We start from the raw sequence: 13,280 nt of genomic DNA on the forward strand, positions 1-13,280 counted from the left end.
TTCAAACCCTCCTCTTATTGGAGTGGCTCTTTCTCCATTACGCTTGAAATAGTAGGAATAACTTCTTTCGCTACCATTTCTCTCGTTTGACGAATCGCACTAAATATCGATTGGTCATTGGAAGAACCGTGAGCCTTAATGACAGGAGCCTTCAATCCAAATAATGCCGCTCCTCCATACTCCGAATAATCCATTTTATCTTTTAATACCATAAGTTTTGGCTTTAATACCGCTGCTGCTAATTTGCTCGTAAACGAACTCATTAACTGTTCTTTTAACATAGAGAATAATGCAAGTGCTGTTCCTTCTAATGATTTCAGTGCTACATTCCCTGTAAAACCATCACATACAACAACATCTGCTACACCTTGCAATAAATCTCTTGATTCAACGTTCCCAACGAAATTAATTGGGGCATCTTTAAGCATTGCAAAGACTTGTTTTGAAAGCTCGTTACCTTTACCATCTTCTGTTCCAACGTTTAAAAGTCCAACGCGAGGATTTTTAATTCCTCTTACTTTCTCAGCGTATACAGATCCCATTACTGCATATTGATATAAATGAATTGGTTTTGCATCAACGTTCGCTCCAACATCTAACATAACAAAACCTTCTCCATCAACAGTTGGCATTGTAGGGGATAAAGCTGGTCGCTCAATTCCTTCCATACGACCTACAACAAACAATCCAGCCGCCATTAAAGCTCCTGTACTACCAGCTGATATACAAGCATCCGCTACACCGTCTTTCACTTGCTGCGCCGCAAGTACCATTGAAGCCTGTTTTTTTCGACGAACCGCTCTTACTGGTTCATCTGTCGATTCAATTTTTTCGTCTGTATGAAGTATAGTAATTCGTTCTTCACTCGTTAAGTATTGACGAATTTCCTCTTCTTTCCCCACTAACGTAATATGTAAATCAGAATATTCCTTAATAGCTTTCATTGCTCCTAGTACGACAGCCTTTGGAGCATGATCGCCGCCCATTGCATCTATTGCGATTTTCATAAGTTGTTACCTTCCTCACTATAATTACTAGATCGATACATTTCAAAAGTGCCTGTAAAAACAAGTTCTTCTCCAACAAAGCTACGCACTTTGACAACCGTCCGCCCTTTATCATTCTCTACATCTTCCACGCGCGCTTTTGCAACAACACGCTCTCCTAATTTTACAGGACGAATGTATCGAATGGTGGACTTTGCAGTTAAAGCTAATTCTTCATCAATAACCGCAACAGCTAGTGAGTTTGCTTGTGCAAACAAATGATGCCCACGGGCAATTTGATTTCTTTTAAATACGTGTTCTACCTTCACTTCAAAAATAGAAATCGCATGTCTATCTAATTCTATATCAATAATTTCTCCGACAACCTCTTCTAACGGTAAAGATTTCACATCTTCTTCATGTTGCTTTGTAGCTACATGTTTAATTCTTTCTCTTAATTCAGGAATAGATAATTCCATACGATCAAGACGTACAGTTTGTATACTCACTTGAAATTTTTCTGCTAAATCTTCATCCGTAATAAAAGGATTCGTTTCTATCGTTTGTTGTAATAATTCTTGTCTTTCTTTTTTACTTCTTCTTTTTTTCATACCGCACCATCCATTTTTATGACTAGGTACTAACAGTAGTATATAATCATTAAAAGTAGAATGCAACAAAAACTTTTGTTGCCTCCCTTTAATCGAGCTTCTCTCCCTGGAACACACCTGTCCCATCAAGATACGTACGCAACGACGCATATTGATCATTATGCCAAAATGCTTCTGAATCTACTAGTAACGCCGCATCTTGTCTAGCTGTTTCTAGCGCCCGATAATCATGTACCATATCAGCAACCTTGAATTCTGGTAAACCACTTTGCTTACTCCCAAAGAAATCTCCAGGACCTCTTAACTCTAAATCTTTTTCCGACAATACAAATCCATCATTCGTTTCGGTCATAATACGCATTCGTTCTTTTCCCGTTTCCGATTTTGGATCCGCGATTAATAAACAATACGATTGTTCACTACCACGCCCAACACGTCCTCTTAGCTGATGAAGCTGTGATAAACCGAAACGCTCTGCATCATAAATAACCATTACAGTCGCATTCGGTACGTTCACACCTACTTCAACAACTGTTGTCGATACAAGAATTTGCACTTTATTTTCACTAAATTGTCCCATTATCTCTTCTTTTTCTTGAGATGATAATCTTCCATGCATTAATCCAACTTGACATTTCCCCTGATAATGATGAGTCAGCATACTATGTAAATCGATTGCATTTTGCACATCAAGTTTCTCAGATTCTTCAATAAGAGGACAAATAACATATGCTTGTCTTCCTTTTTTTATCTCTTTCTCTACAAAACCGAGAACACGATCTAACATGTCATGTTTTGCCCAGTATGTTTCAATTACCTTTCTACCAGCCGGCATCTCATCGATTATAGAAACATCCATCTCTCCAAATGCAGTAATTGCTAACGTACGTGGAATCGGGGTCGCTGTCATAAATAATACGTCTGGACTCTCGCCTTTCTCACGTAAAACTCGTCGCTGCGCTACACCAAATCGATGTTGTTCATCAGTAATCACGAGACCTAACCTATGAAAAATAACTTCATCTTGAATTAAAGCATGCGTTCCAACAAGGATATCTATTTCTCCTTGTTCTAATTTTGCCAAAATCTCTCGGCGTCTCACACCTTTAACTGAACTTGTTAACAATTCAACCTTCATACCAAAGTGCGAGAACGTCTCTGCGAGCGATTGATAATGTTGTTCTGCTAAAATTTCTGTTGGAACCATTAAAGCACCTTGATAATGCGCTAATTTTGCTGCATAAAGACCAATTGCAGCAACCACCGTTTTACCAGAACCTACATCACCTTGCAGCAGACGATTCATTCGATAAGGAGATGTCATATCTTTCATAATTTCATCTACAACTCGGCGTTGCGCACCAGTTAATGGAAACGGAAGTGCATCGATAAACTCTTGCAATTCTTCTGAAGGAATTTCTTTTTTCGTCCCTTTCGAATTTTCCCTCTCCATTTTTCGTAACGTTTGCATTTTTAACTGAAATAAGAAAAACTCTTCATATACAAACCGGCGACGCGCTTGCTTCAAGTCTTCCTGCCCCGATGGAAAATGCAAAGCCCGAAGTGCTTCATAACGTGGCAGTAATTTATACCGACTTAGCAATCCATCTGGTAACACTTCAACTATAGAGTCTCCATACTCCTTTAACGCTTGTGCAATAAAACGGCGCATCTGTTTTACTGTAAGTTTCCCTTTCACTGAGTACACAGGCTCCACTTCTTGTTGACGTACAACCGGTCCAAAATGAAGTTCTGATACCGCAATCGTTTGACGATGCTGGTCCCATTTTCCAGTAATCGTTACCGTTTCATCTAAATTTAACTTCTGCTTATAGTACGGCCTATTAAAACATACAGCTGTAATTAAATAACGACCTACGAGGACACGAACCGTAAGACGCGACTTCTTCTTCCCGTAATATTGCAGTAAAGGAGCACTATGAACTTTTCCCTCAACTGTTACACGTTCATCATGCTTTACTTCTGCAAGATCTTTCATCGCATAGTCTTCATAACGGTACGGAAAATGTTCTAATAGATGAGAAACTGTATAAATTCCCATCTCGTGTAGTAATTCAGATGTTTCCCCTCCGATTCCCTTTACATCCGTAACAGGAACTTGTACAACTTCATTCAAGATTCTCACGCTCCGTCACATTATTTTTTGATTCATTATCCATTAACATGATTGACATCTGTAATCGCTCTCTTTCACCCTATATATTCTATCATAGGCATTCTAAGAGAAACTACTCAAATCCCTCATAAACAACACGAAAGAAAAGAGCCTAACTATTAGCAGCAAGGCTCTTTTTTATCTTCAATATGCTAGCCTTTTGAATAAAAACTAGTAATAAACTTCATATTACTACTTATTATCCATTAGCAAGTAAGTAATCCATTTATTTTCAAAACGAATTTTTTCTTATTCTACAGAGAAGATGAAAGAATACACCGGTTGGTTTCCAGCATGTACTTCCACTTCTGCATCTTCAAAATTCTCTTCTACAAACTCAACTAATTCAGCTACTTCTTCATCAGTTGCATCTTCACCTTGTAGAATCGTTACGATTTCAGAATCTTCATCAATTAGTGCTTCTAGTAATTGCTTCGCAGCTCCTACTTTTTCAGCATTTGTTGATACGATTTTTCCATCTGCGATACACATGAAATCATCTTTTTGAATTGCCACACCATCAATTTCCGTATCACGTACAGCATACGTAATTTGACCTGTTTTCACATGAGATAAAGCTTCTTTCATGTTTTCTTCATTTTCCTCTAGCGTTCCAACTGGATTAAATGCTAACATTGCAGCCATACCTTGAGGAACTGTTTTTGAACGAACTACAATCACTTCTTGATCCACAACTGACGCTGCTTGTTCTGCTGCCATTACGATATTCCCGTTGTTCGGTAAAATAATGATTTTTTCAGCGTTTGCTTCTTCAATCGCCTTCACGATATCCTCAGTACTTGGATTCATCGTTTGGCCACCTTCGATAACTTTCGTCGCGCCAATGCTTTCAAATAAAGTTTTAATACCAGATCCCATAGCTACAGTTACGATACCATATGGTTGTTTCTCTTTAGGCTGGCTAGTTGGCTCAGGCATCATAGCAGGCTCATCTAATAAAGCGGTATGCTGTTCACGCATATTCTCTACTTTAATCTTTATTAAACTACCGTAACGTTGTCCGTAGTTCATAGCGTCTCCAGGATGTTCTGCATGAATATGAACTTTTACAATTTCATCATCAGATACAACTAGTAGTGAATCACCATACACACTAATATCTTCACGGAATTTTTGTTCAGAGAAATTATGTTCTTTCACTTTATCAGCTTCTAATTTCACCATGAACTCCGTACAATATCCATACTTAATATCTTCTGTACTCAATTGGCTTTGTACACTACGGTGATGTTCTGCGCGCACCATTTCATTCATAGATGGTTGGGCAGGTGCATCAGAAGAAATCGTTTCTCCTTTTAAGTCAGCTAAAAACCCTTCGTAAACTACTACAAGACCTTTACCACCGCTATCTACAACGCCAACTTGTTTTAATACAGGTAATAAATCTGGCGTACGATTTAACGATGCATTTGCTTCTTTCACAACGTCTTCCATAAACAAAACAAAGTCGCGCTGTTTTTTCGCAACTGTTACTGCATATTTACCCGTTTCTCTTGCAACCGTTAAAATCGTTCCTTCAATCGGTTTCATAACCGCTTTGTAAGCCGCCTCTACTCCAGCTTCTAAAGCTGCAGCAAAATCAACTGTTGTTAATTCTTCTTTTTGTTCAATGGATTTCGAGAAACCACGGAACAACTGAGATAAAATAACTCCAGAGTTACCACGAGCTCCCATTAATAATCCTTTGGCTAAACTTACGCCGACTTTACCAGCATGTTGTGAAGGATTTGCTTTCACTTCACGTGCGCCTGAAGTCATAGATAAGTTCATATTTGTACCGGTATCGCCATCTGGAACTGGAAATACGTTTAATGCATCAACAAGCTGAACATTATTCGTTAAATTATTCGCTCCTTGAATGATCATTTGTGATAAACGTTTTCCATCAATTTTTTGAATTGACACAGATTTTCCTCCTTAATGCACATTACAAGTTTATTACTTTAACTCCTTGTACGTAGATGTTTACAGAATCTACTGCTAGTCCTACAGTTTGATCTAATGTATATTTCACTTTCGTCTGCACGTTATGTGCTACTTCTGAAATTTTCGTACCATAGCTCACAATAATATACATATCAATATGTACTTCATCTTCATCTTTACGAACAATAACACCTCTAGTGAAATTTTCTTTTCGTAAAATGTCTGTTAATCCATCTTTTAACTGATTTTTTGATGCCATACCTACGATACCGTAGCAATCTACCGCGGCACCTCCAGCAATTGTTGCAATTACATCTGTACTAATATCAATTTGACCGTACTTCGTTTTAATTTCAATTGACATCTCGTTTTCCCCCTTCATAAATGGTGAAAGTGAGTTAGACTACTTTAGTTACTATCATATAATCTTTTTAAAGAAAATTCCATCGTTCTTTCTTTTTCACTCTCATATTTTATGTTGAAAACTACACTTTTTTATGATGAGCAAAATAGTCCATTGTTATTATACAACATGTATCACTATAATATGTCAAGCAATTTTTCTTGATTTCAACTTTTCTTCATTGACATATAGTGTCAAGTAATTTTTCTTGATTTCTTTTTTCTACAGTGTTGCATTCTCTTTTTAGTTGTGTTAAATTATAGTAGTGTTTTTAGCATCGCATAAAAGACTAACATTGAAAAATTACGTATGGTAAGGTATCAAGGGAGGGAAATATAAATGGCTCGTGTTTGTGCTATTACTGGAAGAAAAGCTCGTTCTGGTAACTCTCGTTCTCACGCAATGAACGCTACAAAACGTAAGTGGGGCGCTAACCTTCAAAAAGTTCGCGTACGCATCGACGGAAAAGTTCAACGTGTTTACGTTTCTGCTAGAGCATTAAAATCTGGCAAAATCGAACGTGTTTAATAATAAAAAAAAGAGCCGCTAGGCTCTTTTTTTACTATACCAATGGAAAAAGCACCGGTAATAGGTGCTTTTTTTAATCTTTTTTGAAGGTATTTAACATGGCACGAACAATTCCACCAAGAAATTTAGGTAACTTAATTGTATAAAATCTCATGGTTTCCCTCCTAATCCCCATTACTCCACTTGGTCACTATATGATGTAAGGAGCAAAATTGTTTCTTTAATCAGTGCTTCTTATCACCATTAATATGCCAGAAGTAAATGAAAAAGTACCTTTTTCCTCAACGAGTTCATTACTAATACAAAGTGTGGATCCCCACTCTATTTTTTTGTTCGTTAGAGGATACTTAAATCCAAGTAATGTAATCCCTTCCACTATTTCAGTAACTGGCACGAAAGATACATAAGGGAAATTTTTATTTTCTTCAATTATATGTGTACCCACTCTTTTTACACTTATTTCATTTTGATTGTCTACAATACACATCTCTATTCCTACTTCTAATCCTTTTAAAAGCATTTGTATATTCGCTAAACCATGATCAAGTCTTCCGCCAGTAGCACCAAAAATACGAATGAGTGCCGGCTTTTGTTCTAACGCCCAGTTAATCGCAATTTCTAAATCTGTTTGATCTTTTTCACGAGGAACAATATGTAAATCATTTGTTTGTTGCCCCATCCATGCTAATTCTTCTTCAGTAACCGAGTCATAATCTCCAAACGCAACAGCAGGAGTAATACCTCTTTTTAATAAACGATATACTCCTCTATCAACTGCCGCCCACACTACTTTCTCATTTTCATATGGAGAAAAATCTGCACAATATTCCGCAGGTCCTCCCGCTAAAATATGAATAATCATGTTTCCTTCCCCTTCTATTGTAAAAAGGCAATCTGCCATTCGGTAGATTGCCTTTTTATATATTTTTTCTCTATCCTTTATAAATAGTGAAAACTTACTACACTAGAAGATTCACTGGGATAAAGACTTGTTCATTCATTATCCACGAATGACACGAATTGCTTCACCGCGGTCTTTTTGATTGTATACCGCTGACCCAGCTACAAGTACATTTGCTCCTGCTTCTACACAAAGTCTTGCTGTTTCAGCGTTTACACCACCATCAACTTCAATTTCTACTTCTAGATTGCGCTCTTTAACCATTTCTGCAACTTGTTTAATTTTCGGTAATACAGAATGAATAAATTTCTGCCCACCAAATCCAGGGTTTACTGTCATAAGTAATACCATATCAATATCTTCTAATACATGCTCAATCACTGAAACTGGCGTATGCGGATTTAATACAACTCCTGCTTTAATGCCATGAGATTTAATTAACTGAATTGTACGATGTAAATGAGGGCACGCCTCTACATGAACAGTAATAATATCCGCTCCCGCTTTTGCGAAAGTCGGGATATAGTTATCAGGATTTTCAATCATTAAATGTACATCTAACGGTAACGATGTGATCGGACGAATTGCTTCTACAATTAATGGTCCAATCGTAATATTTGGTACGAAATGTCCATCCATTACATCGACGTGAATGTAATCCGCTCCGCCTTTTTCTACATCTTTAATCTCTTCCCCTAATTTTGAAAAATCTGCTGATAAGATCGATGGTGCAATTTTAATCATAACTAATACCTCGGCTTTCTCTCTCTAATTTCTTCTACAAATTGTTTGTAATTCTTATAACGATATTCTGTAATCTTCCCCTCTTCAACCGCAGCCTTCACAGCGCATTTCGGTTCAGAAAGATGTGTACACCCTCTAAATTTACAGTATTGGCTCGCTTCTTTCAACTCTGGAAAACAATATGTAAGATCTTCTACCTCTATATCTATGAAATCGAGTGAACTAAAACCAGGTGTATCTGCAACTAGTCCGCTTCCAATCGCAATTAATTCTACGTGTCTTGTCGTATGTTTCCCGCGTCCTAAATGTGAGGAAATATCATTCGTTTTCAGTTCTAATTCTGGACGTAAGACGTTAAGCATAGAAGATTTTCCAACACCAGATTGCCCCGCAACAACGGAAACACAACCTTCTAAGAACGGTTTTAAAATATCAATACTTTCCGATGTATTTATAGAAGTAAATAATACATCATATCCCATCTCACGATAGTCATTTGCATAAGATTCAACAGTTTCTCTCATTTTTTCATCAACTAAATCCATCTTACTAATGCAAATAATCGGCTTAATGTTATGATATTCAATCAGCACTAAAAATCGATCTAACAGCCCCGGATTAAAATCTGGTTCTACTGCTGAAAAAACAAGAATTGCTTGATCAACATTAGCAATAGGAGGCCTAACAAGTTCATTTTTTCGATCAAATACTTCAAGCACGTATCCTTCACTTGGATTATCAGCCTGAAAAACAACTTGGTCTCCTACCAGTGGTGTAATTTTATTTTTTCTAAACACACCACGCCCGCGACATTGTGTAATCCCTTCTTCATGCTGCACATAATAAAATCCACTTAGAGCTTTTACAATTTTTCCTTCTGGCATATAATTCTCCTTTATTCTGTATAAAGTGAAGCTGGAATTCATATTGAATGGATTATCATTCTTTAAATAAAGATTTCAAAACCCGTCATATATACACATTAATATATTTAATCTACCATCAAATTTAAAATATTATTTATAACAGTATCACTTTTATATCTTTTTGAATCATATATTTTTGCCTGTTATACAGTCCACTATATGTAGACAGCATAACAGGCAGAAGTAATACATTCCATTCTCTTTGGAGATAAAATGGAATTCATTATTATTGAGTTGGGTATGGTACTTCTTTGTCGATAATCGTTACACCATCTCGTACAATTTTATAATGTCCTTTTGTACCTTCTTGAATTACAAATTCTAATGAAATAGTTGCCGACTCTGAAATTGTTCTAGTTTCAATTGGTCTATCCATTTTTTGTTGCATATCTTCTTTATAAATTTCTATCGTTTGCGGTTTTTTCTCACCTATTATAGAAGACTCATACGGAATAGAAATATTATCCACTTTCACGGTTTTCGTTACTTTCGGCTTAGGGCCCTCTGAGATGATAATCGTCACTTTATCCCCTTCTTTTAACGGCGTTCCCGGTTTTGGAGATTGCGAAATTACAAGTCCTTTATCAACAGTATCGGAATACTCTCGTTTTATATCTGGAGTTAGTTTTCTCTCATTCAGATAACCAGTTACACTATTTTCAGTCCACCTTGAAAAATCACCCGGTCTAATTTGATAAGGACCTTTACTCACCCAGATTTTCAGTTCTTGCTCGGCCTCTACCACCATTTGGTCAGACGTCGGAAATTGCTCTACGATTGCACCTTTTGGCCTATCATCTTCAATATAATATACTGTAACTTGTTTATATTTCTCTTCTAACTCTGTTCTTATACTCTCTAAATCTTTTCCTGTGAAATCAATCATCTTACTTTTCTTTTTCCCACCTGATTGATAGATAGTAATTTTAGAGTTTTCTTTCACGACTCTTCCTGCCACAGGGTCTGTTTTTATAACATCACCGGTTTCAACATCATCTGTATATACAATATTAGGTTCCGTAACCTCAAAACCCTTTTCAACTAATGTATTTACTGCGGTCGTATATTTCATACCAGCCACATCAGGGACTTTTACATCTTTTGGAATAAAGAATCCTGGAATAACAGTAAGGGCTAACGTTATTCCGATCGCTAAAAGTAAAAATGTTATAATTAAAACTTTGAGCCATTTATTACTTCGTTTTTTCTTCTTACTTAAATCCGTTTCTTCTTTTCTTATCTGTTCATCCACTTTACTTCCTTGTAAAACAATTGTTTCATCAGTTACATTTTCGAATAATTGTTCCTGTTGAATAACCGGAATCGCTTTTGTCGCTTCCATATCTTCCGGTATGTAAAATGGCTGCTCATTTATCCTCTCTGGATATAGCGCAGTTTCAATATCTCGTTTCATCGCATTAGCAGATTGATATCGATGAAACGGATCTTTCGCAGTTGCCTTTAATATAATATTTTCGACACTTTGCGGAATACTTTCATTCCATCTTTTTGGAGACGGAATTTCACTTTGTAAATGTTTTAAAGCTATAGCAACAGCAGATTCGCCAGAAAATGGTTGTCTTCCTGTTAACAACTCAAACATAACAATCCCTAGGGAATAAATATCTGATTGTTTATTTGCTATCCCGCCACGTGCTTGTTCTGGTGATAAATAATGCACCGAACCGAGTACTGAATTTGTATGTGTAATTGTTGTTGCACTTGTAGCTGTCGCAATTCCAAAATCTGTTACTTTTATTACTCCATCAGCTCGAATTAAAATATTGTGCGGTTTAATATCGCGGTGCACAATTTCAAAATGATGGGCGTGTGCCATGGCGGATGTTAACTGCTCCATAATATCAAGAGCTTCTCCTATCGGTAACATTCCTTGCTCAATTATGTATTGCTTCAATGTTTGTCCTGGTACATACTCCATTACAAGATAATATATACCATCTTCTTCTCCGACATCATACATATTCACAATATTTGGATGCGACAACGTTGTAACAGACTGCGCTTCTCGATGGAAACGTTTAATAAACTCTTCGTTATTTGAATAGTCGAGTCTTAATATTTTCACCGCTACATCTCGGCCTAGTATATCATCATGAGCTAAATAAACATTGGCCATTCCACCGCCACCAATCATTTTCAGTAGCTTATAACGGTCATTTAAGCGTTTTCCAATCAGCACGTTGCACTTCACCTACTTTCGTTTGTCGAACCCGCATAATCAATGAGAACAAGGGTGATATTATCTTCCCCGCCACGATCATTCGCCAATTGAATGAGACGTTGTCCCTTAGTTTCTAGCTGTTCATTTAACTGTAAAACTTGTTGCATATCAGCAATAGAAACTTTGTTAGATAGTCCATCAGAGCAAAGAAGTAACTGATCATCTTCCTCTAGCACTAATGTTTTCACATCTAATCCGACTTTCTCTTCTGTTCCTAATGCCCTTAACAAAACATTCTTTTTCGGGTGATATTCTGCGTCTTCTTTTGAAATTTCACCATGTCTCACAAGTTCATTAACAAGTGAGTGATCTTCCGTTACAAGCGAGATTTCCCCCTCTGATATCATATAACAACGACTATCTCCTATATGACCTATCGTCACAAAATTTGGTGTACAAATCGCTATTATAAGTGTTGTTCCCATACCATTACATTCTACATGTTGCTTAGAGTATTCATATATACGCTCATTAATAATCCCCACGCTAGTATGTAACCACTCTTCTACTTTTTTTGGCTCATTCATATTATGCGTTTGCTTCCAATAATCATGGAATAATTGAATGGTCATCGAGCTAGCTACATCACCAGCTCGATGACCTCCCATTCCATCTGCTACTACCGCTAAAATATTTCCATCTAAATTGTGAAAAACTCCTGCACTATCTTCATTATGTTGACGAACTTTTCCTTTATCTGATAGAAACACGGCTTTCATCTCGTCACCTCGTCTCTTCTTTGCGCTCCTTCGCACGCAACTGACCGCAGGCTGCATCAATATCATGACCTTGTTCACGGCGAATCGTTACATTTACTCCACGATCTTTTAACGTTTTTTCAAATAAGAAAATTTGTTCACGTGGCGTACGTACATAATCACGTTCAGGTACATAGTTTACCGGAATTAAGTTCACATGACATTTTACACCTTTCAAGAGCGCAGCAAGCTCTTCAGCGTGCTCAACTTGGTCATTTTCGCCTCCAAATAGTCCATATTCAAAAGTAATACGACGCCCTGTTCTATTTACATAGTATTTAATAGCTTCCATCAAATCTGGTAGCTTATAAGCACGGTTAATCGGCATTAATTTTGAACGTAATTCTGAGTTTGGAGCATGCAGTGAAATCGCAAAATTAATTTGTAAATCTTCTTCAGCGAACTTATAAATTTTCGGGATGATTCCACTTGTCGAAACTGTCATATGTCTCGCACCAATATGAAGTCCTTTTTCATGATTAATGATGCGTAAGAATCCCATTAAATTATCATAGTTATCAAATGGTTCTCCAATTCCCATAACGACAAGAGAACTTACACGTTCTTCTGATTCATCAAGTGCACGTTGCACTTCTACTACTTGTGCTACAATTTCTCCAGCTTCTAAGTTTCGCTTTAAACCGCCAAGCGTTGAAGCACAGAACGTACACCCAATACGACAACCTACTTGTGTTGTTACACAAATGGAATTTCCATATTCATGTCGCATTAATACCGTTTCAATAGAATATCCATCATATAATTGGAATAAGAATTTAATTGTTCCATCCGAAGACGTTTGTTTTACTAACGTATTTAAAGTAGTAATATCAAAGGAATTCGACAATTTTTCACGCAATCCTTTAGAAAGGTTTGACATATCCTCATAATTTTTTACACGTTTTTTATATAACCAATCAAAAATTTGTCCAGCACGGAACTTTGGTTCTCCTTGCTCCTTTAACCAATCTTGCATTTCATGAAGTTGTAAAGAGTAAATTGATGGTTTTTTCGTTTCTAAATTTTTCTTTTGTTTTCTCACAGTCGTTTCCACGATG

At 36.9% G+C, this 13,280-nt stretch carries 13 protein-coding genes; 1 reads left to right on the forward strand and 12 read right to left on the reverse strand.

The features are described from left to right. Positions 1–14: 14 nt before the first annotated feature. From plsX to ACTFSI_RS01300, 5 genes are all read right to left on the reverse strand, one after another. A complete protein-coding gene (gene plsX, locus ACTFSI_RS01280; protein WP_000684108.1) occupies positions 15–1,007 on the reverse strand; it encodes a phosphate acyltransferase PlsX in 993 nt (330 codons plus the stop codon). Then, positions 1,004–1,597 carry a transcription factor FapR gene (fapR, locus tag ACTFSI_RS01285; RefSeq protein ID WP_000747352.1) on the reverse strand — a complete coding sequence of 198 codons (594 nt, stop codon included), beginning with the start codon at positions 1,595–1,597 and terminating at the stop codon, positions 1,004–1,006. Before fapR ends, plsX begins: the two co-directional genes overlap by 4 nt. Before the next feature lie 88 nt (positions 1,598–1,685). Beyond that, entirely contained in the window at positions 1,686–3,734 is a 2,049-nt protein-coding gene (gene recG / locus ACTFSI_RS01290) for an ATP-dependent DNA helicase RecG (protein ID WP_001006880.1), read from the reverse strand. A 288-nt stretch (positions 3,735–4,022) separates the two neighbouring features. After that, on the reverse strand, positions 4,023–5,699 hold the full coding sequence (locus ACTFSI_RS01295) for a DAK2 domain-containing protein (protein WP_000027110.1): 1,677 nt from the start codon (positions 5,697–5,699) through the stop codon (positions 4,023–4,025). Positions 5,700–5,721: 22 nt separating this feature from the next. Next, positions 5,722–6,084, reverse strand: coding sequence for an Asp23/Gls24 family envelope stress response protein (locus tag ACTFSI_RS01300; RefSeq protein ID WP_000021109.1), 363 nt, complete (start codon positions 6,082–6,084; stop codon positions 5,722–5,724). 378 nt (positions 6,085–6,462) lie between these two features. Between ACTFSI_RS01300 and rpmB the strand changes: the two genes are divergently transcribed. Further along, the gene (gene rpmB / locus ACTFSI_RS01305; protein ID WP_000124776.1) at positions 6,463–6,651 is read left to right on the forward strand and encodes a 50S ribosomal protein L28; all 189 of its coding nucleotides are present in this window, start codon (positions 6,463–6,465) and stop codon (positions 6,649–6,651) included. A gap of 73 nt (positions 6,652–6,724) precedes the next feature. Here the strand turns inward: rpmB and spoVM are convergent, their stop codons facing one another. From spoVM to rlmN, 7 genes are all read right to left on the reverse strand, one after another. Then, positions 6,725–6,805: a stage V sporulation protein SpoVM gene (gene spoVM / locus ACTFSI_RS01310; protein WP_001213599.1), complete on the reverse strand. Its 81-nt coding sequence runs from the start codon at positions 6,803–6,805 to the stop codon at positions 6,725–6,727. A 66-nt stretch (positions 6,806–6,871) separates the two neighbouring features. After that, complete coding sequence (locus ACTFSI_RS01315) at positions 6,872–7,552, reverse strand: thiamine diphosphokinase (RefSeq protein WP_044791570.1); 681 nt, start codon at positions 7,550–7,552, stop codon at positions 6,872–6,874. Between the two features lie 99 nt (positions 7,553–7,651). After that, the gene (gene rpe / locus ACTFSI_RS01320) at positions 7,652–8,296 is read right to left on the reverse strand and encodes a ribulose-phosphate 3-epimerase (RefSeq protein ID WP_000589966.1); all 645 of its coding nucleotides are present in this window, start codon (positions 8,294–8,296) and stop codon (positions 7,652–7,654) included. A 2-nt stretch (positions 8,297–8,298) separates the two neighbouring features. Next, positions 8,299–9,180 carry a ribosome small subunit-dependent GTPase A gene (gene rsgA / locus ACTFSI_RS01325; protein ID WP_001113936.1) on the reverse strand — a complete coding sequence of 294 codons (882 nt, stop codon included), beginning with the start codon at positions 9,178–9,180 and terminating at the stop codon, positions 8,299–8,301. Positions 9,181–9,448: 268 nt separating this feature from the next. Next, a complete protein-coding gene (gene prkC / locus ACTFSI_RS01330; protein WP_138321233.1) occupies positions 9,449–11,422 on the reverse strand; it encodes a serine/threonine protein kinase PrkC in 1,974 nt (657 codons plus the stop codon). Between the two features lie 8 nt (positions 11,423–11,430). Then, positions 11,431–12,183 carry a Stp1/IreP family PP2C-type Ser/Thr phosphatase gene (locus ACTFSI_RS01335; RefSeq protein WP_000648693.1) on the reverse strand — a complete coding sequence of 251 codons (753 nt, stop codon included), beginning with the start codon at positions 12,181–12,183 and terminating at the stop codon, positions 11,431–11,433. Positions 12,184–12,187: 4 nt separating this feature from the next. Then, entirely contained in the window at positions 12,188–13,276 is a 1,089-nt protein-coding gene (gene rlmN / locus ACTFSI_RS01340) for a 23S rRNA (adenine(2503)-C(2))-methyltransferase RlmN (protein ID WP_000450543.1), read from the reverse strand. Positions 13,277–13,280 lie beyond the last annotated feature (4 nt).

Origin of the sequence: Bacillus cereus group sp. MYBK101-2 (genome assembly GCF_051918845.1) — a bacterium.
GTDB lineage: Bacteria > Bacillota > Bacilli > Bacillales > Bacillaceae_G > Bacillus_A > Bacillus_A paranthracis.

What these genes read in the sequence shown, in the direction of transcription:
- plsX (WP_000684108.1), bottom strand. Translation starts at nt 1,007, where the DNA reads ATGAAAATCGCAATAGATGCAATGGGCGGCGATCATGCTCCAAAGGCT.
- fapR (WP_000747352.1), bottom strand. Translation starts at nt 1,597, where the DNA reads ATGAAAAAAAGAAGAAGTAAAAAAGAAAGACAAGAATTATTACAACAA.
- ACTFSI_RS01300 (WP_000021109.1), bottom strand. Translation starts at nt 6,084, where the DNA reads ATGTCAATTGAAATTAAAACGAAGTACGGTCAAATTGATATTAGTACA.
- rpmB (WP_000124776.1), top strand. Translation starts at nt 6,463, where the DNA reads ATGGCTCGTGTTTGTGCTATTACTGGAAGAAAAGCTCGTTCTGGTAAC.
- spoVM (WP_001213599.1), bottom strand. Translation starts at nt 6,805, where the DNA reads ATGAGATTTTATACAATTAAGTTACCTAAATTTCTTGGTGGAATTGTT.
- ACTFSI_RS01315 (WP_044791570.1), bottom strand. Translation starts at nt 7,552, where the DNA reads ATGGCAGATTGCCTTTTTACAATAGAAGGGGAAGGAAACATGATTATT.
- rpe (WP_000589966.1), bottom strand. Translation starts at nt 8,296, where the DNA reads ATGATTAAAATTGCACCATCGATCTTATCAGCAGATTTTTCAAAATTA.
- rsgA (WP_001113936.1), bottom strand. Translation starts at nt 9,180, where the DNA reads ATGCCAGAAGGAAAAATTGTAAAAGCTCTAAGTGGATTTTATTATGTG.
- ACTFSI_RS01335 (WP_000648693.1), bottom strand. Translation starts at nt 12,183, where the DNA reads ATGAAAGCCGTGTTTCTATCAGATAAAGGAAAAGTTCGTCAACATAAT.